The organism is Paludisphaera rhizosphaerae, from assembly GCF_011065895.1.
GTDB lineage: Bacteria > Planctomycetota > Planctomycetia > Isosphaerales > Isosphaeraceae > Paludisphaera > Paludisphaera rhizosphaerae.
Genome location: NZ_JAALCR010000020.1, coordinates 1 through 22,150, shown reverse-complemented (window position 1 = coordinate 22,150; position 22,150 = coordinate 1). Strand labels below are relative to the sequence as shown.

17 protein-coding genes are annotated in these 22,150 nt (G+C 64.8%); 10 read left to right on the top strand and 7 right to left on the bottom strand.

The features are described from left to right. The first annotated feature begins 166 nt into the window (after positions 1–166). The gene (locus G5C50_RS22820; protein ID WP_165073273.1) at positions 167–442 is read left to right on the top strand and encodes a hypothetical protein; all 276 of its coding nucleotides are present in this window, start codon (positions 167–169) and stop codon (positions 440–442) included. A gap of 16 nt (positions 443–458) precedes the next feature. Here G5C50_RS22820 and G5C50_RS22815 read toward each other — a convergent pair whose 3' ends face one another. Both G5C50_RS22815 and G5C50_RS22810 read right to left on the bottom strand, forming a co-directional pair. Beyond that, on the bottom strand, positions 459–3,200 hold the full coding sequence (locus tag G5C50_RS22815) for a hybrid sensor histidine kinase/response regulator (RefSeq protein ID WP_165073272.1): 2,742 nt from the start codon (positions 3,198–3,200) through the stop codon (positions 459–461). A gap of 548 nt (positions 3,201–3,748) precedes the next feature. Beyond that, complete coding sequence (locus G5C50_RS22810) at positions 3,749–4,651, bottom strand: spermidine synthase (RefSeq protein WP_165073271.1); 903 nt, start codon at positions 4,649–4,651, stop codon at positions 3,749–3,751. Between the two features lie 230 nt (positions 4,652–4,881). Between G5C50_RS22810 and G5C50_RS22805 the strand changes: the two genes are divergently transcribed. Together G5C50_RS22805 and G5C50_RS22800 are read left to right on the top strand one after the other, a co-directional pair. Then, complete coding sequence (locus tag G5C50_RS22805; RefSeq protein ID WP_165073270.1) at positions 4,882–5,388, top strand: hypothetical protein; 507 nt, start codon at positions 4,882–4,884, stop codon at positions 5,386–5,388. A gap of 109 nt (positions 5,389–5,497) precedes the next feature. Next, entirely contained in the window at positions 5,498–6,667 is a 1,170-nt protein-coding gene (locus G5C50_RS22800; protein ID WP_165073269.1) for a pyroglutamyl-peptidase I family protein, read from the top strand. A gap of 24 nt (positions 6,668–6,691) precedes the next feature. Here the strand turns inward: G5C50_RS22800 and G5C50_RS22795 are convergent, their stop codons facing one another. Both G5C50_RS22795 and G5C50_RS22790 read right to left on the bottom strand, forming a co-directional pair. Beyond that, a complete protein-coding gene (locus G5C50_RS22795) occupies positions 6,692–7,801 on the bottom strand; it encodes a cellulase family glycosylhydrolase (RefSeq protein ID WP_206107813.1) in 1,110 nt (369 codons plus the stop codon). A 17-nt stretch (positions 7,802–7,818) separates the two neighbouring features. After that, positions 7,819–9,345, bottom strand: coding sequence for an alpha/beta hydrolase (locus G5C50_RS22790; protein ID WP_206107812.1), 1,527 nt, complete (start codon positions 9,343–9,345; stop codon positions 7,819–7,821). Between the two features lie 227 nt (positions 9,346–9,572). Between G5C50_RS22790 and G5C50_RS22785 the strand changes: the two genes are divergently transcribed. The 6 genes from G5C50_RS22785 to G5C50_RS22760 all read left to right on the top strand — a co-directional run bounded on the left by G5C50_RS22785 (position 9,573) and on the right by G5C50_RS22760 (position 17,734). Then, the gene (locus tag G5C50_RS22785) at positions 9,573–11,165 is read left to right on the top strand and encodes an alkaline phosphatase D family protein (RefSeq protein ID WP_165073268.1); all 1,593 of its coding nucleotides are present in this window, start codon (positions 9,573–9,575) and stop codon (positions 11,163–11,165) included. 259 nt (positions 11,166–11,424) lie between these two features. Next, on the top strand, positions 11,425–13,770 hold the full coding sequence (locus G5C50_RS22780) for a PSD1 and planctomycete cytochrome C domain-containing protein (RefSeq protein ID WP_240907323.1): 2,346 nt from the start codon (positions 11,425–11,427) through the stop codon (positions 13,768–13,770). A 5-nt stretch (positions 13,771–13,775) separates the two neighbouring features. Continuing rightward, entirely contained in the window at positions 13,776–15,224 is a 1,449-nt protein-coding gene (locus tag G5C50_RS22775) for a DUF1501 domain-containing protein (protein WP_165073267.1), read from the top strand. A 420-nt stretch (positions 15,225–15,644) separates the two neighbouring features. Beyond that, positions 15,645–16,010 carry a hypothetical protein gene (locus tag G5C50_RS22770; RefSeq protein ID WP_165073266.1) on the top strand — a complete coding sequence of 122 codons (366 nt, stop codon included), beginning with the start codon at positions 15,645–15,647 and terminating at the stop codon, positions 16,008–16,010. A 445-nt stretch (positions 16,011–16,455) separates the two neighbouring features. Further along, positions 16,456–16,848, top strand: a complete 393-nt coding sequence (locus G5C50_RS22765; protein WP_165073265.1) for a hypothetical protein — start codon at positions 16,456–16,458, stop codon at positions 16,846–16,848. A gap of 277 nt (positions 16,849–17,125) precedes the next feature. Beyond that, positions 17,126–17,734: a hypothetical protein gene (locus G5C50_RS22760; protein WP_165073264.1), complete on the top strand. Its 609-nt coding sequence runs from the start codon at positions 17,126–17,128 to the stop codon at positions 17,732–17,734. 1,840 nt (positions 17,735–19,574) lie between these two features. Here G5C50_RS22760 and G5C50_RS22755 read toward each other — a convergent pair. Beyond that, the gene (locus tag G5C50_RS22755) at positions 19,575–19,925 is read right to left on the bottom strand and encodes a hypothetical protein (RefSeq protein WP_165073263.1); all 351 of its coding nucleotides are present in this window, start codon (positions 19,923–19,925) and stop codon (positions 19,575–19,577) included. Between the two features lie 260 nt (positions 19,926–20,185). Between G5C50_RS22755 and G5C50_RS22750 the strand changes: the two genes are divergently transcribed. After that, on the top strand, positions 20,186–20,386 hold the full coding sequence (locus tag G5C50_RS22750) for a hypothetical protein (RefSeq protein ID WP_165073262.1): 201 nt from the start codon (positions 20,186–20,188) through the stop codon (positions 20,384–20,386). A gap of 407 nt (positions 20,387–20,793) precedes the next feature. Here G5C50_RS22750 and G5C50_RS22740 read toward each other — a convergent pair whose 3' ends face one another. After that, on the bottom strand, positions 20,794–21,672 hold the full coding sequence (locus G5C50_RS22740; RefSeq protein WP_165073261.1) for a hypothetical protein: 879 nt from the start codon (positions 21,670–21,672) through the stop codon (positions 20,794–20,796). A 136-nt stretch (positions 21,673–21,808) separates the two neighbouring features. Further along, positions 21,809–22,150, bottom strand: a 342-nt coding sequence (locus G5C50_RS22735; RefSeq protein ID WP_206107811.1) for a hypothetical protein, incomplete at its 5' end; no start/stop codon positions are given.

Here is a 22,150-nt window from a genome sequence, read left to right as displayed (position 1 = left end):
CTGGATTGGCCTGAGGTTCCTCTCACGACTCCACGCAACCGAAGGCGCCGTCCAATCCGATTACGCAGGCGACAGTCTTTCGCGAAACCGAAAAACCGTCGCGACCCAACAACTTTCCCAGATCCGCGTGTTAGAGTTCGTTCGACACCATCTGGGAGCGGCATCGATGAACGCGACAAAGGATACAGGAAAAGGGGCGTTCGGCGTCCCCGAGGAGATGACGGCTCTTCGCGAGCGCATTCGCGCCTTGCCGTCCGACGCCCGCGCCGAACTGGAACCCTTAATGAACGACGTGGTCGAGCAAGCGCTCTTCCGCTCGCGGGTCATGACGATCGCCAGAGACGCACTGGAACGCTACCGCCTCGATCTGGCGGCCGTCCGGTTCGATCTGGAGGCGACCCGGCGCGAGCGTGAGGACCTGAGGATCCGCCTGGGGGACTGACCGGCGATCGAGCGTCTCAGGTGCTCGTCGCAGGCGGCTCCCCGAGGATCTGGGCGAGTGCGTCGAAATCGACCGGCTTGACGAGGTGGTGGTCGAATCCGGCCTCGACCGACCGCTTGCGATCGTTTCGCCGGCCCCATCCCGTGACGGCGACGAGCACGACGTCGCGGCCCCAGGGCTCGCGACGGACGGCCTCGGCGAGTTCATAGCCGGACATATCGGGCAGGTCGACGTCGACGACCGCGAAGTCGGGCCGGACCTCGGCGGCCAGCGAGAGGGCGCGGCGGCCGTCGCGGGCTTCGTAAAACTCGCAGCGGCTTCGACTCACGACCCCTCCCAGCGATTTCCGGGATTCGGGCGAGTCGTCGACCACCAGAACTCGCCGACCAGGCCCCGCAGTTCGGCGGGCAGCCGGACGAGTTTCAACGACGGGGAGCGGGAGCCGGAGGATGAACTCGCTTCCCCGGCCGATCCCTTCGCTGCGCGCCTCGACGGCTCCCCCATGCAGTTCGACGATTCCTTTCACGAGGGCCAGGCCGATGCCCAATCCGCCCTTCGCGCGTTCCAGAACCGGAGCGAAGTGGATGAACGGCTCGAACAGGTGAGCGAAGTGCTTGGGGTCAAGGCCGACGCCTCGGTCCGCCACGCGGATCTCCGCCTTGCCGTCGACCACGGCGACGTGGAGTTCGATGGACTCGCCGACCTCGGAGAACTTGGAGGCGTTCTCCAACAGACAGGCTACAGCCTGAGCGATTCGCGTCGGGTCGACGACGAGCGAAACGGGTTCGGTGGGAAGGTCGACCCGCAGTGTCTGGCGACGGGCTTCCAGAGTCGACCGACTGGTCTCAATCCCCGAGGCGACGACGGCGGATAGAGAGGTCGGCTCCAGCTTCAGTACGAGTCGGCCGCGAGTCAGCCGCGAGACGTCCAGCAACCCATCCACCAGATGGACCAGATGTTGGACCTGCCGCTCGACGACGCCGCCGGCCCAGTCCAGATCGTTCTCCGTCGCTCCAGGGCGGCGGAGGAGTTGCGTGGCGTTGTTGATCGCCGCCATCGGATTGCGCAACTCGTGAGCCAGCGTCGCCAGGAAGTCCGTCTTGCGACGGTCGTCCTCGCGAAGCCGGTCGTACAGCATGCCGTTCTCCAGAGCGATCCCAGCCCGGCCGGCCAGGTCGACGGCCAGTTCAAGGTCGGCGCGATCGTAACGACGTCCGGAGCGGGTGATGGTGAACGAGATCGCGCCGAGGACGCCGTCGCGACCGTTCATGGGAACGCACAGATAGGACTTCGGTTGAAAGGCTCGCAGCGCCTTCAGATGCTCCTCGTTCTGGGCGGCGGCGCGGAGGTGTACCTCGCCGACCTCGGGAACCAGCGAGGGGCGGCCGTTCCGAATGACCTCGTAAAGTCCTTCGGGAGTGTCGGGTCGAAGACGATACCGATGCGACACCACCTCGGCGAAACCAGTCGGGTCGTCTTCGTGAGCCACGGCGACCCGGCGCAACTCCCCCCCCTGCTCCAGCACGTCGACGGCGCACCAGTCGGCGAACTGGGGGACGGCCAGGCGGGCGATCTCGCGAAGCGTGGTTTCGGCGTCGGCCACTTCAGCCAATCGACCGCCGGCATCGGCCAGGAACCGCGCCCCTTGCTCGGCGCGACGACGATCGTCAATGTCGGTCGCGGTGCCGAACCGCTGCCAGAGCGCTCCGGCTTCGTCTCGCATCCACTTGGACCGTCCCAGGAACCATCGATACGAGCCATCGCGTCCACGGACCCGATACTCAACCTCGGTCGGCTCGCCCTGGTCCTTGGAGCGGGCGCGGGCCGACAGGACACGGGCTCGATCATCGGGATGGATTGATTCGAGCCAGGCGTCCTTGATGTCGACGTGGTCGCTTGACGCGCCGGTGTACTCGAACCAGCGGCGGTTCAGGAACGCGATGGTGTCGTCGGGCCTGGTGATGTAGACGACCTGAGGGATGAGCTCGGCGAGTTGGCGGAACCGGCGCTCGCTCTCGGCCAGCGCATCCTCCGCGGCTCGACGTTCGGTGACGTCGTCGAAGACGGCGACCGCGGCGATCATGCGGCCAGTCTCATCGACCGCCGGACCAGATCGAACAAGGAGCCGCCGACGTTCGCCGTCGGGGAAAGCGATCTCGATCTCCTCGCCGCAGACGGCCTCGCCGGTTTGCACGGACCGGATCAGCGGCCACTCTTCGGGGGCGTATCGCGTGCCGTCCGAGCGGAAGGCGGCGATCCGGTCGGACGCGCGAAGAGCCCCTTCAATCGGTTCGGCGGGACGGAGCCGCCCTCGGCTGATGCGATCAGCCTCGGCGTTGCTCAGGATCAAACGCGAGGTTCCCGCCTCAACCACCAGGACGCCCGACGGCGCCTGGCTGAGGATCGCCATGAGGAAGGCGTTCTTCTCGCGAAGTTCTCCCAGCAACTCCTCCAGGCGCCGCGATTGAGCCTCGGCCGTCTCCAGCAGGGCGGCCTGTTCGCCGAGCAATCGCTCCCCCTCGACCGTCGCAGCCCACCGAGCCGTCTCCGAGCCCATGAGGGACGACCGCATCCTCGCCCCAAGCCAGGTGATCGCGGCGGCCCCCAACGCGTACAGGCTCATCCCCACCGTCGTGGACGATTCCATCAGCGTCGATGAAGCCCAGGAGAACCCCGCGAGCATCACCCCCAGGGCCAGCAAGGCAGGAACGGCCCCGCAAAGCCACGATGCCAGAACCACCACGAGCGCTGAGAGCAAGAGCGGGAATTCGTCGCCGACGAGCGGCTTCAGAAGGGCCCGAATCGCGACGGCAGCCCCTCCCAACCCGATTGCGATGGGGTAACACCACCAGTTCGTCGCGACTCCCGGCGCATGGCGCAGCCCGATCGCCGAAGGCGAACGGGACCCGGCGGCGGGAGGCCTATCAACCCCTCGGTTAAGGAGTCGTTGAAACCGCGACCCGATGAGAACCATCACGCAACCGAACCCCAGGTGATCCCTCGCCGCGCCGACTAGGGAGCCAGTAAGCGGCTGTTGTCGTCGACGCGTCACCTATCGTCGCCCGCTGATCCTTGTCGAGTTTCAAGAGAACCAGGAAACTCACGCGCCGACGTCACGCAAACATCATGCCGTCGCTGCAATCTCGGAGCAAGCCCCCCAATCCATAATTGCTTTCAGCGACGTTTCGCGTCCTCAAGGCCCATACAGACCAAGAAATCGAGGCGAGAACCGAGGTTGAGAAGCAGCCGTCACGGAACCGCGCAGCCGCTTTCTCAGGCTCAAGAGGTCGGGATGGGCGTCGCCGGTCAACGACGGACGAGACGGCCCGCCATGTCCCGGAACTTGAACGGCGCCTTGAAGCGATGATCGAGTCGCGTGGCCTCGGCGCTGATGGCGATCGAGTCCCACGTCTTCTGGGCCGTGGACGCGACCACGACATACCCTTCATAACCGGTGAGTTTGAAGACGTAGGTGTTCGGGAAGACGCTCTTGATCGTCCGAATGTCTTCCAGAACCGAGAGGTGGGGGTTGAGGTTGAAGACGACGACGCCGTCGGGATTGAGCCGGGAACGAACGATCTGGTCGTAGAACTGCTCGGTCTTCAGATGACTGGGCACCCCGACCCGGTCGGTCCCTGCCGAGGGGCGGAGGAAGGCGTCCATGTAGATGACGTCGTATTTGGCGTCGGCGTTTTTGAGGTAGGTCAGGCCGTCGGCCAGCTTGATGTCGACGTTCCCCTTGCTCCGGACGTCGAAGAAGCGGTCGGCGACGCTCACGATGCTCGGATCGATCTCGACGACGTCCACCTTCAGTTCAGGCTCCTTGGCCTGGAGAAAGTGGACCATCGCCCCTCCGCCCAGCCCCACGATCAACGAGCGCTTGGGTTGGGGATTGAAGACGTAGCTGAGGAACATGAAGCGGGTGTACTCGATCAGCAGGTCGGCCCGTCGTGAAAGGTCGATCTTGCTCTCGATGACCTCCTCGCCGTTATCGCGGACGAACCAGAGCGTCCGAGTGTTGCCGGTTCGTGAGACCTTGAGGTGGGAGAATTTCGACACCTCGTCAAGTTCCCAGATGATGGGGGACTGAAACAACGCGCCCTGGACGAGCCCGGGGGGGACGCACGTCGCCGCCACGAGCGCCAGGATGAAGGCCGAGGCGGTCGTCGCCCACGGCGGGGCCTTGCGCAAGATCCTGACCAGCGACATGCGATCCTCCTCGCCCGCGACGATCCGTCCCCACATGGCCCGTCTCATCGGGCACGGCCCCCGATCGTAGGTCAGCCCCCGCCGCGCGGTCAAGGCGGGACGGCCACCCATGGGCCTAAGCTTTTCGCTAGACAAACGTCCGAGGCCGCGCCCAAGATCCCAGTGTCTCCCCTCAGCGGCATGTCGTTCGGCTCGCTTGTACCGCTTCCTCTTTCCAGGGGGTCTACGTCATGGGCATCTCTCGACACGGACGGTATGGTCTGGCGCTGGTGCTCGTCCCGATCGCGGCGCTCGCTTCGGCCGCGCCAGGTGATGACGACGCCGGCAAGAAGACCGCGACGGGTTGCTGCGCCTGCTGTTCCTCCTCAAAGGCCGGCGGACTCTCCGGGGTCTGGACGGGCGAATACAGGTACGCGGAGGGCACGGGGCAACGGCCGGTCGCATTCACGGCCTTTCTCTTCCAGGACGGCGATCGGATCAAGGCGATGATCAAGGAGGCCAACACCTTCGGAGATCAGCAGTCCCCCTGGCTCCATGCCACGGCCGAAGGCCGCTACGACGAGGCGACTCACACGCTTCGCTTCACCAAGACGTACGACGGAACCGCGGGCGTCTCTCACAACGTCGCATACTCGGGAGTCGTCGCGTCCGAAGGGGGCCGGTCAATGGAAGGGACCTGGGACATCGACGGCGTGAAGGGCTCGTTCGCCATGCGCCGCTCGGCCTCTGTGGACTGACCGCCCCTCAGCGCGGGTTGCAAGCCGACCGTCGCTCTGATCCAATGACTCACGGCCGCCCCGGCCGGGACGCCGGGGCTCTCAAACACGACCTGCCGGGAGCCCGTCCGTGAGCCTTTCGATCCTCCTCCGCGCAGCGACGGCCGTCGCCTTCGCGGCACTCGCCATGGGTCTGGGAGCCCTCGGCGTCCGGCCGGCCGCCGCCGCCGCCGCGGACGAGCCGCCGACGATCCTGCTCACCGGCTTCGAACCGTTCGGTCCGAAACGGCCCCCCAATCCCTCGTGGGAGGGGATCAAGGCGCTCGACGGCCGCGAGTGGAACGGATATCGACTTATCGCCCGCGAGCTTCCCGTCGTCTGGGGCGAGCCTGGCAAGCGGATCGAGGCGCTCGCCGCCGAGTTCAAGCCGGTCGCCGTCTTCTCCTTCGGCCAGGGCCGGCCGGATGCGTTCACCGTCGAAGCCCTGGCTCGCAACCAGCGGGGACCGTTCCCGGACAACGCCGGTGCCAGACCCGCCTCGCCTAGCATCGCGGACGACGGCCCCGTCGCTTTCCTTGCAACCTCGGAAGCTGCTCGGATCGCCAAGACGCTCGCCGGCCGCGGTCATGTCGTCCGACTCTCCGACGACGCCGGCCGGTACCTCTGCGAGGAAACCCTCTACAGCCTCGAACACCTGAAGAAGACCGGCAAGATCCAGGGCTCGGTCCTCTTCTGCCACGTCCCGCCGCTGGGCGCCACGGTCGGCGGAAAGGCCGTGGACGCTCCGCTCGTCGAAACGTTCGTCCTCGACGTCCTGGAAGCCTGGCGCGAGACCCAACCCGTCAAGGAACCCCAGGCCTCCGTTCGCAAGGCTTCCTTTCAGGTCGAAGCCGAAGAGCAGCCCGCATCGAACGCGTCAGCCCGCGAGAAAGAGGTGCGAGCCTTCGTCGAGCACTATTTCAAGGTCTGGTCCGACCAGGACATGAGCGGCTACGACGACTGCTTCATGACCGACGCCGCCATCCAGCACATCGACGGCCAGGGCCAGCTCTTCACGATCACCCGTCCCCGGTTCATCGCCAGCCAGCGCGACGCCCACCGTCGTTCCTCAGCCCGGATGGTCGAGGTCCCGGAGTCGATCGAGATCCACTTCGAACAGCAGCTCGCCCGCGCGGTGGTGTACTGGAAACTCACCGCAGGCGCAAGGGTGGAAAAGGGCTACGACCACTTCACGCTGAAGCAGGACCGCGGCCGTTGGCGGATCGCCAACCTGCTGTTCTACGCAACGAGCGAGGAATGAGGCGCTGGCCGTCGGAAATCCGCCTCAGGGATTGGCCTCGGCGGGGACGATGGCCCGAAAGCGCTTCAGCCAGGCGGCCGTGACAGCGTGGGCCATGTCGCCGGCCTTCTCGCATTCCTCGTCGGTCTTCCCCCAGTAGAAGCTGATCCAACCGTCGACGTGCTCCTTCGAACGCTCGATGAACGTCACGGTCTCTTCCAGGCTCGCGCCGAGGGGGAAGATCTCCTCGATGACGAGCGGTTTGCCGACCTCGTAGACCCGAAGAGCCTCCAGGGTCTCGTCGAGCTTGCCGGCCTTGGGATAGAAATGGACGGCGACGAAGTCGAGCGTCCGGCCGACGTCCGGGTCGTGGAAGAGCGGCTTGGCCCCCTTGAAGATCTGAGCCCAGGGGATGACCCCGACGGTCAGCAGCGTACGACCGTCGACGGTGCGGATCGCCGAGGTCAGTCGCTCGATCCACGCCCTGGCGATTTCCTTATCCTTCCGGCCCTTCATGTCGCGGGTGATGCGCTGGACGAAGTACTTGTCGCCCAGCGGATCGCCGGCCAGCCATTGATCGGGATTCTTGCCGCCGGTGAGGACGGGCTCGTTCATCAAGTCGTAGCAGAAGACGGCCGGGCTGTCCTTGCACACGCCCGCGACGGCCTTCCAGAAGACCGCCTGCGCGTCCCATCGAGCCGATTCGTCGAGCGCGTCGTACCACGCGGGGACGTCCTGCTTGTGGTAGCAACCCAGGCCGGTGAGGTCCAGGTAGAGGCCCGTCTCTTCGGCCAGCTTCACAAGGTCGCCTAGCCGCTTGAGGCTGTCCTCGTCGGGACGATCGGCGGCTTTCAGAAACCGTCCGGTTTGAAGGTGGATCCGGACGACATTCGCCCCCAGGTCCTTGATCTCGCGGAAATCCTCGACGACCTTTCCCCACTCGTCGCCCCAGTAGTCCTCCAGAAGACGGCCGGCGTCGTCGTGGTCATAGTTCACGCCCCAGAGGACGAATCGCCGCTCGTTCCCTTCGAGGACGAAGTGCGTGCGGTCCTGACTCACCCGAATCTTGCGCATGGGCTCGTGGGCTGCAGCCGAGGCGTGGAGACAGGCCCAGGCGATCGCGACCATCCAGAATGCGGGGCGTTGCGTGATCATGGAGAGAAGGTCCCTATCTATCGACCGAGGATGAAATCCACGACCGGCTTCACGTGCTCGGCCGACGTCGGCCGATGGCCCTCCCCTTCTCGGACGAGGACCGTCATCGTCCCCCCGAGTTCCTTGTACCGCCGCTCGGCCTCGCGGCTCTGGCTGGCGAGCATGGGGTCGAGGGCCCCGCACGAGTGGAGGATCGGGACGCCGGCCTTCGCCAACGGGGTGAGGTCGTCGAGGGGCTGTTTCTGGGTCATCGTGCACCGCAAGACGGGGTTGTCGCCGTAGATGCGCGAGACCTTGTCGGGATTGGCGATCGCCCACGCGTAGGCCTCCCCGGCCGCCCCGCCCTCGCCGACCATGACGGGCTTCTTCGACAGGCCATGGCCGACGAGCAAGTCGTAGACCGTGTTCCAGGCCTTGAGCGACGGCCCGTCCGCGTTATACGGCACAGGGCCCGTTACGATGGCAACTCCCTCCTCAAGCAGCGCCAGATCGACGACCGAGTCGCGTGACGTGTAGTCCGCCCTGAAGACCCAGGGCTTCCCCGACGCAGGGGTCTTGGGGACGATCACGTCGACAGCCCCCTCGACGCCGGCGAGGTTGAAGGAATAGCGGTCGAAATTGGGCCTGAACCACGGGCCTCGGCAGGTGATGTGGGTCCCCTCCTTGGGGAAGTCGCGATAGTCGCTTTCACGACCGTAGAACGTCGAGTGCGTCGCGCGGCCGGTCACGAACGGCGGGGGGACGACGGCGACCTGCTGCACCTGCTGCGTGATGAAGTCGGCAATCGGCGTGGCGTCGCGGAGGCTGTGGGGATGGTGCGCAGCCCCTTCCTTGATCATCACCGAGATCCGCCCGCCGAGCTGCGAGTAGATCGTCTCGATGGGCGTCGAAACCCGTCCCAGCAGCGGGTCGATGCTCCCGCAGACGTGGAGGATGGGCACGTCGGCCGCCGCAAGGCCCGTTAGCTTGCCGAAGATCTCGGGGCCGCCCCCCGGATTGTCGGCGTAGATGCACGAGACCTTGTCCGGATTGGCCGTCGCCCAGAGGTAGGCGTACTGGCCGCCCCGGCTCATGCCGATGAACGCGGGCTTCTTCGAGAGCCCATGCTTCTCCGTGAGGAACGCGTACCAGGCGTCCCAGGTCCGATCGGGCTTCAGATTCTGGTCGGCCGAGACGTAGACGATGTGGAAGCCGCGACGAAGCAATTCCACCTCGGTCTGGGGCTGGTGGTCCCAGTAGCAGCCGCGCCAGGACCAGGGATTGCCCAGGGCGGGCGTCTTCGGCGCCACGACGATGCAGCGTCGCTTCCCCCTCGGCGGGGGCCTGACCCCGAACTTCTCATCCGGATCGCGGCGGAACGGCTCGATGAGAAGCGTCTGCTCGTCGATCAGGTAGTCGTAGCGGTCGAAGTCGCCATGCCAGGTCGACTTCTCGCCCTCGAAGGACGGTGCTTCCGCCGCCTTCGAGGATGCGACGACTCCGAGGGTCAATGCAAGGACGAGGCAGGCGCGTCCGAAAAGCTGGCTCGATGGATTGCGATTCATGGCCCGGCCCGTGATTGGTCGACCGATCCCCACGACACGACTCAACGCGCTGCGCATTAGAGACCAGACGGACGACCCGGTCCAGTAGCTGGAATCCATAAACGTGAGAGTCGACGACGACTCGCACGCTGAATCTTCACAGGATTCTTCAGGATCCCTTCGTCTGAGGTCGCTATCTTGAGGCGAATTCCAGCCTGACTCTTCCATGTACGTCCAGGACCTCACACGTGATCGATCTCTCCGATCTGCGCTCTGCCGCGCGCTCCGAGGGCGGCGTCAGCCGTCGGCTCTTCCTGGCCTATGGATCAGCCCTGGCCTCGTTGCCCCTCCTCGCCTCACGGGCCGAGGCTCGCTCGCGACGCGTGAGCTTCTCCGCCGATCCGTTCTCGCTCGGCGTGGCGACGGGCGAGCCGACCGAATCGGGCGTCGTCCTCTGGACCCGGCTGGCGCCCAGCCCGCTCGACCCGGACGGCGGCATGCCGCCGGAGGCCGTCGAAGTCGCCTGGGAGATCGCGACCGACGACGGCATGCGCGACGTGGTCCGCAGCGGCAAGACCGTCGCCACGCCCCAGCTCGCGCATTCGGTCCACGTCGAGGCCGAAGGCCTCCAACCCGACCGCTGGTACTGGTATCGCTTCAAGGTCGGCGACGCCATCAGCCCGATCGGCCGCACGCGCACGACCCCAGCGCCAGACGCCTCGCCCGAGAGTCTCCGGTTCGCCTTCGCCTCCTGCTCGCACTATGAGCAGGGCTACTTCACCGCCTACCGCAAGCTGGCCGAGGAAGAACTCGACCTGGCCTTCCACCTGGGCGACTACATCTACGAGGGCCCTGGCCGCGAGGCGCTCGTCCGCAAGCACGCCGGCCCCAAGCTGAGGACCCTGGCCGACTACCGCATCCGGCACGCCCAGTACAAGACCGACGCCGACCTCCAGGCCGCCCACGCCCGCTGCCCCTGGGTGGTGACCTGGGACGACCACGAGTTCGAAAACAACTACGCGGCCGAGATCTCCGAGAAGGAGGGCATCGACCCGATCGAGTTCCTGGAGCAACGCGCGAAGGCCTATCAGGCCTATTACGAGGCGATGCCGCTGCGGTCCTTCTCCCTGCCGCAGGGGCCTGACATGAAACTCTACAGGACCCTCCGATACGGCCGGCTGGCCGCGTTCCAGGTCCTCGACACGCGTCAGTACCGCACCGACCAGCCCAACGGCGACCACGCCGCGGAACTGAACGAGGCCGCCCTCAGCCCCAAGAACACAATCCTGGGCGCGAAACAGGCCGGCTGGCTGAAGGCCTCCCTCCTGAGGTCGACCTCGTCCTGGAACGTGCTGGCCCAGCAGGTGATGATGGGCATGGTTCATCGCAGTCGCACCGAAGGAGGGCCGGAGCTGTACTCGATGGATCAGTGGCCCGGATACGCCTACGAGCGAATGAAGCTCGTGGAGTTCATGGCCGACCGTCGCATCCCGAACCCCGTGGTCCTGACGGGCGACATCCACTCCAACTGGGTGAACGACCTCCGCGTCGACGACCGCAAGCCTGAGGGCGCCATCGTCGCCGCCGAGTTCGTCGGCACCTCGATCACCAGCGGCGGCGACGGCTCGCCGACCGTCGAAGGCCTCGACGCCCTCCTCGCCGGCAATCCGGGCGTCCACTTCCACAACCGTCAGCGCGGTTACGTCCTCTGCAACGTCACCCCGAAGTCGTGGACCAGCGACTACCGGATCGTCGAGTCGGTGAAGTCCCCCGGCAGCGCGGTCAAGACCCTCAAATCCTTCGCCGTTGAAGCCGGCAAGCCCGGCGTGCAGCCGGCCTGAGGTTCATCCCAACCGAACGTCACCCGAGGGCCGAGTCGTCGCCGAAGACGTCTCGGCCTCTCTTGTTTCGAACCACCCCGTCGATCCGGCTGCACCCGCCGCCCAACCACGGCTCCTCGCCTGGATGACGTTGGTTAAGTCGTGCGAAAGTCTGTAGAATCGACGTTCAGACCATATGAGGCGTCGATGAACTTTCACGGCCGCGAACGTCTGCGGACGCGGGGCCTGTGCCGAAGCAGCTTGCGTGCGGAGTCTCCTCATGCCCGAGCTTCCCGGACCGGCGACGATGCGCCTCGTCCTCCTCATCGTGACCGGCGCGACGTCCGTCTGTACGGTGAAGGCGTCAGACCCGGTTTCCTTCAACCGCGACATCCGGCCGATCCTCTCGGAAAACTGCTTCGCGTGCCACGGATTCGACTCCAAGCATCGCAAGGCGGGCCTAAGGCTCGACACATTCGAAGGCGCGACCCTCGATCAAGACGGCGTCAAAGCCGTCGTCCCCGGCAAACTGGAGGAATCCGAGTTGCTGGCGCGGATCGAGAGCGACGACGACGAGATGGTGATGCCTCCCCGTTCCTCGCACAAGCCGCGGCTCACGGCCGAGCAGCAGGCGAAACTCAAGGCATGGGTCGAGCAAGGGGCGAAGTACGAACCCCACTGGGCGTTCATCCTGCCCGTTCGTCCGGCCGTCGATAGCTCATGTGATTCGGCCATCGACTTCTTCATCCAGAAGAAGCTTACCGAAGCGGGACTCCAGCCCTCTCCCGAAGCGACTCCCGAGAAGCTCATCCGTCGCGTCTCCCTCGACCTGACCGGCCTGCCGCCGACGGTCGCCGAGGTCGATCAGTTCGTCGCCGCTTCCGCGAAGGACGCGGACGAAGCCTACCGAGCCCTGGTGGACAGACTGCTCGCCAGCCCTCACTACGGCGAGCGCTGGGGGAGATGGTGGCTCGATCAGGCCCGGTACGCCGATAGCAACGGCTACTCGATCGACGCCCCTCGCCAGATCTGGAAGTTCCGCGACTGGGTGATCGAGGCGCTCAACGCCGACATGCCGTTCGACCGCTTCACCGTCGAGCAGATCGCCGGCGACCTCCTCCCCGACGCCGGGCAAAGCCAGAAGGTCGCCACCGGCTTCCACCGCAACACCCAGATCAACCAGGAAGGCGGCATCGATCCCGAGCAGTTCCGCATCGACAGCGTCTTCGACCGCGTGGCGACGACGGGGACGGTCTGGCTCGGCCTGACCGTCGGCTGCGCCCAGTGCCACGACCACAAGTTCGACCCGATCTCGCAGAAAGAGTACTACCAGCTCTTCGCCTTCCTGAACAACCAGGACGAGCCGACGCTGAAGGTCTTTGACCAGGGGCTCAACGTCGGCGATCTCACCGCCGAGTTCAACGACCTGAAGACGAAGATCACGGCCTACATGAAGGATCACGCCGAGGATCTGGCGAAGTGGGAAGCCGGCCTGTCGCCCGAGGCCAAGAAGGGGCTGGCCGCCGAGGTGAAGAAGGCTCTCGGGGCTGCATCAGCCAAGCGCAACTTCGACCAGCAACGGGCGCTCTTCGCCGGCGGGATCGCCGCCGAGGGCGAGTTCCGCAGGCTGAACGACCGCTACTCCGAACTCGACACGACCCTCAACCAGGGGGTAAGCACCCTGGTGATGAAGGAGCTAGAGAAGCCCCGCAAGACGTGCATCCTCATCAAGGGGGACTTCACTCGCCCCGCCGACGAGGTTTCGCCGGGAACGCTCGCCGTGCTGCCGCCGCTGGAGTCGCGAGGACCGAAGTCCGATCGCCTCGACCTGGCGCGTTGGCTCGTCAGCCCGAAGAACCCGCTCACCTCGCGAGTGATCGCGAACCGAGTCTGGCAGCAGTACTTCGGCCGCGGCCTCGTCGAGACCGAGAACGACTTCGGCATGCAGGGTTCGCCACCGTCCCACCCCGACCTGCTCGACTGGCTGGCCGTCGAGTTCATGGAGAAGGGCTGGAGCCTCAAGGCGCTGCACCGGCAGATCGTGACCTCGCACGTCTATCGCCAGTCCTCGTCAGACCGACCCGACCTGCACGAGAAGGATCCGCACAATTACCTGCTCGGCCGCCAGCAGCGGCTGCGGCTTGACGCCGAGTTGGTGCGCGACGTCGAGCTTGCCGCCAGCGGCCTGCTGTCGCCCAAGATCGGCGGCCCGCCTGTCTATCCGCCCATCCCCGACGGCGTTATGGGGCAGGGTCAGGTGAAGCGCGTCTGGGCCGTGAGCAAGGGCGAGGACCGTTATCGTCGCGGCCTCTACACGTTTATCTATCGCGCCTCGCCCCCGCCGGAGTTGATCGTCTTCGACGCGCCCGACGGCTTCAGCACCTGCACGCGTCGCATCCGCAGCAACACGCCGCTCCAGGCGCTGACGCTGCTGAACGACGCGGGGTTCTTCGAGTTCGCCGCCGCGTTGGAGAAGATCATCCGCCGCGACGGGCTGGAAACCGCCTTCCGCCGCTGCACCGCCCGCCCCGCCGCGCCCGATGAACTCGCCGTCCTCCAGAAGCTCGACACTCTCTCCGCCGCCCGCGTCCTGCTGAACCTCGACGAGACTCTCACACGCGAGTGACCGCCATGAATCCCGAACACGCGCTGCGCGACGTCTCGCGACGACACTTCTTCAGCCGGTGCTCGGTCGGCCTGGGCTCGATCGCGCTGGCCTCGCTGATGTCCGAGAACGGCCTCGCCGGCTCACCGTCGCCGACGCGAGACCCGCTCGAGCCCAAGCCTCCCCACTTCCCGGCCAAGGCCAAGCGGGTCATCTACCTGTTCATGGCAGGCGGGCCGTCGCAGCTCGACATGTTCGAGAACAAGCCGCGGCTCACCGAGCTGAACGGCAAGCCGATCCCCCAGAGCTTCGTCGAGGGCAAGCGGTTCGCCTTCATGGGGACCAGCAACGGCTTCAACCTGCTGGGCTCCCGGCGCAGCTTCAAGAAGTACGGCGAGACCGGCGTCTGGGTCAGCGACCTCCTGCCGAACATGTCGGGGATCGTGGACCGGCTCACGTTCCTCCAGACCTGCAAGACCGACCTGTTTAACCATGCCCCCGCCAAGCTCTACATGAACACGGGCACCGGCCAGTTCGGCCGCCCGAGCATGGGGTCGTGGGTCACCTACGGCCTCGGCAGCGATTGCCACGACCTCCCCGGTTTCGTCGTCCTGCTGAGCGGCCCCCGCGGACCTCGCGGCGGCGCCGTGCTCTGGGGGAGCGGCGTCCTGCCGACGACCTACCAGGGCGTCCCCCTGCGCAACCAGGGCGATCCGATCGTCAACCTCTCGACGCCCCCCTCGATCGACTCTCCCGGCCAGCGGAAGGTCGTCGACGCCGTCCGGGAGCTGAACCTCAAGCGGCTCGTAGAGACCGGCGACGAGGAGATCGCCACCCGGATCAACGCTTATGAGATGGCCTACCGGATGCAGACCAGCGCACCGGAGCTGATGGACATCCACGGCGAGAGCAAATCGACGCTAGAGATGTACGGCATACGCGATGAGAAGGAGGCCAGCTTCGCCCGCAACTGCCTCCTCGCCCGTCGCCTGGTCGAGCGCGGGGTGCGGTTCGTCCAGCTCTACGACACCAACTGGGACCACCACGGCGGCCCGACCGAGAACCTCGAAACCCACCTCGTCGAGAAGTGCCGCGACATCGACCGCCCCTGCGCCGCGCTCGTCCGCGACCTGGAACAGCGCGGCCTGCTGGAGGACACGATCGTCGTCTGGGGGGGCGAGTTCGGCCGCACGCCGATGGGCGAAGTCCGCGAGTCGACCGGCCGCAACCACCACATCGACGCCTTCACGATGTGGTTCGCCGGCGGCGGCTTCAAGGCCGGCCACATCCACGGCCAGACCGACGAGTTCGGCTTCGGCGCTGTGGAAGACCCGGTCCACGTCCACGACGTCCACGCCACGATCCTGAACCAGCTCGGCCTGGACCACCAGCGCCTCAGCGTCCGACACCAGGGCCTGGACTTCCGCCTCACCGGCGTCGAGCCCGCATCGGTTGTAAAGGGCCTCCTGGCCTAACGCGGGGCATGTCTCATCACATGGCAGTTCAGTGCGATGCACTCAGGGATGCGCTGAATCGACGACGTTCCATTGAACCTCGCCCCGGCCACTCAGCAAACCACGCCGGCCACGCACGCATGGCAGCATATCCATGTGCTTGAGTATACCCATCCATAATTGATCCTGTGATCGACCTGGCTTCTCGCCGCTCCCATTCCGAGGAAGCTGGGCCTTTTCATGCGCCCCAGTAGACCAGATATGCGCCTCCTGGATCGACCTGCATTAGATTACGCAGCACCCGCTTTTATAATCATCAAAAAATTGCGAAGTGTTGATGTCGAACGACCGACAAATCAGTAGACTGCGGGAGGCGTCACAAGACGATGATGGTTCGGGTCGACCCTAAGGGCCGCTGAGATGAGAGCCTGGATGATTACCATGCCGCTGGCAATCCTGGCGGCCGTCTCCATCTTCGTTGTGGGCGAGCGGCGGCAGTCCGAACGGCTCTCCTCGATTGCAGCGGAACGCCTGCAGGTCGCAGACTCGTACGCCCGAGCCGAGGCGCTGTCCAGGACCCGAGCGCTATGCTACGCCGGCCTGGCCGACATGGCGGCCAAGGAGAACGCCCCATTCCGGTCCGACAAGGCGACCGATGTCAGCGGATGGGAGTCGCAGGAGCGGGCCGAGGCCGCGAGGCACGAGCGAGAAGCGGCCCATTGGGCCGCGCTGAAGGAGAAGTACCGGCAGGCGGCGGCCACGCCCTGGAATCCCGCCGAGGTCGACCCGTCCCCTCTGCTCGATTGACGAGAGGCCGGTTTCGGCCTTCGACCTCACCCTTGATGCATCGACTCAGGCGCGTATCCTAAACGCCGGCCTTAGTCTGGAGATCGACCTGCCGAACGAAGGCCCGGCCCACGGAGAAGCGGCGTCGACGCGCCCGCGAAGCCTGCCGGCGCTCTTCCCGTGGTGCCGTCGTTCAGAACCTAGGCGACGTTTCGGTCGGCGTCGGCCCTTCTCATCGCACGGGGTTTCCTGCCATCAAGTGTCTGCGGCGGTGCCATCCAGACCTCGTGGATGCCGGTTGTTAATTGGAGACGCCCTGAAGCCGCGCACCCACGAAAGCCGCACGCCGGCGCCAGTCTTGCTCGTCATCAAAGATAGATCGTTCGCATGAAGAACTTTCTTGGATAAGCCATGCCAGATACGGAGAGAGCCCACGCCTGGCCGCAGATCTTCGAAAGGTGATGCCATGCAATCCAATACGATGCAATCCGACTGGACGGGTTCACCCGCACCCGACGCCGAAGAATCCGACGCCACCGAGTTCGAGCAAGCTGTGAACCTCTACAAGGAGCGATCTGGACGAGCGTTCCCGACGTGGTGCGAGATCCTTGAAGTCCTCAAGGGTCTGGGCTACACGAAGGCAGCCAATCCCGGGCGCTTCGGCTATAACGTGCAAATCGACCGCTCGGGCGGGGACGTTTGGAAGATCGAGCTCTTCCTAACGCGACTCGGCGGCGTTCCGGCGGGGTCCAGGTCGGGAGCGAGACTCATCGCCTTCCCGTCCGAGGCCGCCCGCGCCGAGGCCCTGGAGGCGGTTCGAGCAAAGCACGGGTGGACAAGTGTTGAATCTTCGGATTGAGCGGCCGCCCCTGCGTCTTCCTGTGACCTGACGGCCCCGTCGATCAACACGGGGCCTTTTCTTGCGCAGCGGCCTAACGGAACAGTGCACCAGGACGGGTTAGACCGTGTGCGTTGTCCCAAATCACCGCCTGTTTCCCTCGCTCAACTCACATCTCGCGGGATTAACGGAAATCTCAGGCAGCTTCTTCTGGCCCCTCTGGGCTCAAGCTAGCGTGCGCGGGCTGACGGGCTGAACCGTCAGGGATGAACTCCCCCCCACGCCCGCAAGGACGATCATGCGCACTTATTTAGCCGCTGCGGTTGCGGCGTTCGCTCTCCTCTTTCCATCCTTCGCTCACGCCGAGCCGATCACCTACGTCCTCGATTACACCAACGTCGACATCGGCATCGGCTCACAGGTCTTCCGCAATGGCTCGATCACGCTGACCCTCCGCGGCGATACTCGCGACGTCGGGGAGTCCTTCAATCGGTTTGGGCCGCTCTACTCCTTCCAGGGTCCTCTGGACTACGCGATAGCCGGCGGGCCTAGCGGGACGGCCTACTACGACGCCAGGATCGTCTACCAGGCGTACTCGGGCGTCTTCCAGGTCGACACCAACGTCGGCGGGGGAACAGACTTGTTCTCAACGTCGGCGATCGCGCCTCCACCCTTCCTCAACTACCAGTTGAAGACCACCTACGACGGCGGCGCCGGCCCCGTATCCGTCCCCAGCGGGGGCATTACCCTTAGGCCGACCGGCGGCGGCATCGGCGTGTTCAGCACGTCAACGTCCACCGTGCGGTTCCGGTCGATCGTGACGCCCGAGCCAAGTTCCATCGTGATGGGAGGCATCGGAGTTGTCGGGGGACTCCTCGCGGGCTACCGTCGATCTCATGGACGGTGACCTGAGATACTTCGACCCCGACTCTGCCCCCAACAACGACATCGCTTTCGACCCCACTCTCTCTGACGCCTACACGGAGGCCGCATCTCTACGGAACGGGCTACGCCGGCACCGGTTCGAATTACGCTTGACTGGGATCGACATACCCGGCTTGAAGGGCTTCACGCCCAACTCATGGCTACTGGCCGACGGCCAGGGCGACTTCTACGGCACGACCTCGTAAGGTGGGACGTCGAACCTGGGGACCGTGTTCAAGATCTCCGCCACCGCCGTCCCCGAGCCATCGCCGCTGAGGTTGGCCTGCCTCGCCGTGCCGGTCGCGATTGCGATGCAAAGGCGTTTCGGGAGGTGATCGGGGCTGACTACATGCCCATTCGACGGGATCGGGAAATCAGCCGATCCCTCGTGGGTCGATCGGCTGCGGCACGCCTCGCCGCCGACCAGGTCGACGATGAGCCGGCGGCGGAGCCCCCTCTTGTCGGTCTTACGGCGGAATTGCGACGGCTCTCGATCCTCGCCTTAGATGTCCTGAGGCATGTCCGCTTCGATCCTCGATCGTGATCTCCAATCGGCCTCAATTTCTTGTGGCCGGGCCGCTTGGTCGGGCCATCGCTCCTCAGGGCATAGGCCGCAACCCCGCCGACGAGGACGGCAGTAATCGCCACGGCGAGACAGGCGGCCCAGACGGTGCATCCCGTCAGGATCGGCTCGCCGTCGGTTTCCGGCCATGGGGAAGACATCGGCGTCTCCTTTTGGCTCTCAGCCTCGATTCCCAAGCGTCGCATCCGAACAACACCCACGCCGCTACATTAAACACGAGCGTCACTCGCGGTGTAGCGAATAATGGAGATTCCGTCCCGACGATTGCACGCCGACAATCGAAACACCCGCGGACCAAATTTGGTCCCGCGGAAGGATGGATGCCCTTGAACGCCGATTCAAGGCGACCCGAATGAAGCGAGGAGGGTGCTACACCTGACTCCTCTTGTCTGGCACGCCGTTTCCCTGCAAACCATCGCCGACAGGCGTGCTTCTGGAGCGGCAGCTGTCCGCCGACTCGGAAATCGTGACGACGCTCGCGTTTGGGGCATCCACCGTCCGTTGGCGAGCCATTCGGCGGTGCTGCGACGTAGGCGGCCCTGCTCTCTTCCGAGCTGTGACGACCGAGGAAGATCGGGCCGCCGTTGAGGACGACGGCTTGGCCGGACGCCTGGTGGAGGCGATCGAAAGGGGGGCGGCCAGAGTTCCAGGATATGGTGACGACTCCAGAAACGGCAGTCCACCGTTCTTGGCCAGGTCGCCACCCGCAGGCGGGAGAGCCCTCACCGAGGGCCATGGCAAGAGTTAAACAGTACGCCCGACAGGATTTGAACCTGTAACCTTTAGCTCCGGAGGCTCTGTTCCGACGTACACTATATCTGCGGAATCCCTTCTGTGAAAACGACTTGCGGGACCATCTCCGAAGCCATTCGGGTGCAACCCATGCCGCAACACCTTACGCGACGTGGGTCCAACCGCTCGAAACGGGTAGTACCCGCAGGTTAGTGCATCCGTCTACAGCACGCCCGGGGCCGTGGGTATTACCCGCAAAGCCCCGGGCGTGCAAGGTCTTCGACGGCCGGATTGTCAAAGAACTCACGCAAACGAACGTCGATCAGTTCACACTGCGTCGCCGCCATGGACGACCTAGCGCGGTCGCGTCAACGGTCGGCCGAAGATCCCGGGCGAGGGCTCTGCGGGGCCGACGAGGTTCGGCGAACGCAGCGGTGATCGCCGCCCCCCCCCTTGATGTCGCAAATTTGCGACATCACACTCATGACGGCGATCGTCGGCTGGGAAGTCATCCATCGAATCGGCCCTCATCGTCGACTACCTGGGCATCGTCCATCAGCGACTCGAACGCGCGGTCGAAAGCCGCCAGCCCAGCCAGATAGCCGGGTGCAAATTCCAACTCCCCTCGCCTCCAGGGACACTCCACGAAGACAACAACGCCCAGCGTGGGCACGTTGATCCGGCAGTAGGAATCCGGATGCCTCACGCCCGACTCGCCGAGGGCTTCGTCGGCACCATCGGTCGGGCTCACGACGATGTCCCGCTCCATCACCGGGAAACCAGAACCTCCCCACCGAGCTCGGAAGTGACGCAGCTCCGCGGGCCCGGTGTTGTCGGGTGTAAGGTCGTGACGTACCATGTTTGTAGATCTCCTGTTGCAGAACGGCGGGATCATCCTGGGCCCGGTCGGATGGTCTAGATCCGGCCGGGCCTATTTGCTTTCGAACTCGGACGAACGGCAGTCTAGTCGCTGTATAGACAACAAGTCAAGCCTATGTCCTGACGACGTGTAGACGTGCTGCAGCACACGTGGCGATCCCGACTAGTCTTTGCTAGACTTGTCTAGTCAAGACTAGTCGGAACTAGACAGCGGGTCGACCTCGCACGCGGGGATTGAAAATGGCGAAGAAGTCGAAGCCCATGCCGATCGAGCGAGGTGGAAAGTCGATCGCCGTAACCCTCAGGGGCACCCCCGAGTGGAAAGAGTGGGTCGAGCGAGGGGCAGGTCACTGCCGTACCGACGTGGCGAAGCTGATCGACGCCGCCCTGGTCGACTATCTGCGAGCGAAGGGGTTTGACGAGCCGGCCCCGCCGCGGTGACGCCGATCAGGGCGGTCGCCCTGGGGACATAAAAATCCTCCACAGGCCGAGCCGGGGATGCTCGACGCGAGAGCGACGGATTGAATGGCGGAAGTGGGCCGCGAGGGTTTCGGCGCCAACCTGTCGCCCTCGCGACCGTGAGTGCGGAAGTGGGATAGGTCAGAGGCTCTACGAATTCGTTAGTCGGCCGTGACACCGGACATCGGACCGCATTACCCTTTCCATCGCCTCACGGGCCTTCGCCTGGTCCATCTCGGCGTAGATCTCCGTCACGACGGGAGAGGTGTGTCCCAGCACAGCGCAGGCGACGTCGAGACCGAATTCCCTTCGTAGGGCGGTAGCGGCCGGATGTCGCAGCTGGTGCGGTCCCGGCCGGGGAGAACGGTGACTTGGTCGTTGATGCTCACTTAGGCCGACGGAGCCATGGGGATTACGGCCCTTGGTTTGTTCTCAGGGTAGACGCATCGCGTCCACGGTTCCTTATCGTCGGTCATCGCCGCGAACTCGGCGTCAACGAACCTGGTCAGGTCTCCTTCCCGATCACACACGAACGTCGGGATATCCCCTCGGCCTGGGCGATGCCTGTACGCCGCGACAACATACCGTCCGTCGATCCGATAGAAACTCAAGAGCGGAGACGTCTTGACATACCAGATCTTGAGTTTTGCTTTTGATTTTGTGTGCGTGAAGATTCTTATAAATTCATTCTTTGCTTCGTCAATCCGCTGGCGCGCAGTTTGGACGTCGGTCTGGAACCGTCGCGCCAGTTCCGCCATGACCCGATCATCGTCTGGGTCAGGCAGGACGATAGTCATTTCATTCCCAGGTTGTCCTGCGAAATTCTCCAAAGAACTCAGGTTAGATTGTCGCCATGTCCGGGCATAGGCGAAGAAGATGGCCATCTTCTTCGCGCCCCTGAGCAGTGTTGGCCACTCCATGTCATGCTGAAAATTCGTCGTGATCCTGGACAAGCCTGAATTCTCGATGTCCTCGGACAGCTTCGCGATCGAGAAGACTTCGGACACGAACGCTCGCTTTGAGAAAAGATCCCAGAGGATCGAGATGGCTCCAGTCGTGAAGATCGCGCCGCCTATGTTGGTCAACACCGCATTCCAGGCTGGGTGGGCGTCCTCGGTCACGAACGATGACGAGTAGATCGCTAGGGCTCCGAGACCGACCATGAAGATCGCGATCACCAGAGCCAACAGGTTGGAGACGACCGCCTCTCGTACACCTCGTTTCGCCACCCCACCCTCCATCGACAAACCTTTTTCAGAAGACTGCATTGGCTCAACCTTGCATTCTAGGAGCCCTTGGGACTGCTCGCAATCGTGGCGGTACACCGTCTCGAGCAAAAACGGCTGGGCCGCCTCATCGAGGCGGGCCCGGCCGTGGTGGTCGTCGACGACCTGGTCGTCGGGGTCAGATCTCGATGAGTTCGGGGCTCGTCGGCATGCCTTCCTTGATCTTGAAGCCCTGCTTGAAGTCCTTCCGGAGCCCCACCAGCTCGTTCATCACCTTCCGCGTGTTCTCGGCGACAGGATCCTTCTCGCCGCCGTAGCGGGTTCGGAGGATCGTCGAGTAGGCTTCGCGGGATCCGGCCTGAGCGAGGCCGGCGAAGCCCTGGGCCTTCGTCGTCGGCTCGCCCAGGCCGAAGGGCTTCCCCAGGCCCGCGTCGATCAGGTTGCGGGCGCCCATGACGGTCGCTCCGATGCCGCCGATCGCTCCCAGTCCTCCCATGCCCATGAGGGACGGGAATCCGGC

Coding starts and splice junctions, on each gene's coding strand:
- G5C50_RS22820 (WP_165073273.1), top strand. CDS start 167: ATGAACGCGACAAAGGATACAGGAAAAGGGGCGTTCGGCGTCCCCGAG.
- G5C50_RS22810 (WP_165073271.1), bottom strand. CDS start 4,651: ATGTCGCTGGTCAGGATCTTGCGCAAGGCCCCGCCGTGGGCGACGACC.
- G5C50_RS22805 (WP_165073270.1), top strand. CDS start 4,882: ATGGGCATCTCTCGACACGGACGGTATGGTCTGGCGCTGGTGCTCGTC.
- G5C50_RS22795 (WP_206107813.1), bottom strand. CDS start 7,801: ATGATCACGCAACGCCCCGCATTCTGGATGGTCGCGATCGCCTGGGCC.
- G5C50_RS22790 (WP_206107812.1), bottom strand. CDS start 9,345: ATGAATCGCAATCCATCGAGCCAGCTTTTCGGACGCGCCTGCCTCGTC.
- G5C50_RS22780 (WP_240907323.1), top strand. CDS start 11,425: ATGCCCGAGCTTCCCGGACCGGCGACGATGCGCCTCGTCCTCCTCATC.
- G5C50_RS22775 (WP_165073267.1), top strand. CDS start 13,776: ATGAATCCCGAACACGCGCTGCGCGACGTCTCGCGACGACACTTCTTC.
- G5C50_RS22770 (WP_165073266.1), top strand. CDS start 15,645: ATGCCGCTGGCAATCCTGGCGGCCGTCTCCATCTTCGTTGTGGGCGAG.
- G5C50_RS22765 (WP_165073265.1), top strand. CDS start 16,456: ATGCAATCCAATACGATGCAATCCGACTGGACGGGTTCACCCGCACCC.
- G5C50_RS22760 (WP_165073264.1), top strand. CDS start 17,126: ATGCGCACTTATTTAGCCGCTGCGGTTGCGGCGTTCGCTCTCCTCTTT.
- G5C50_RS22755 (WP_165073263.1), bottom strand. CDS start 19,925: ATGGTACGTCACGACCTTACACCCGACAACACCGGGCCCGCGGAGCTG.
- G5C50_RS22750 (WP_165073262.1), top strand. CDS start 20,186: ATGGCGAAGAAGTCGAAGCCCATGCCGATCGAGCGAGGTGGAAAGTCG.
- G5C50_RS22740 (WP_165073261.1), bottom strand. CDS start 21,672: ATGCAGTCTTCTGAAAAAGGTTTGTCGATGGAGGGTGGGGTGGCGAAA.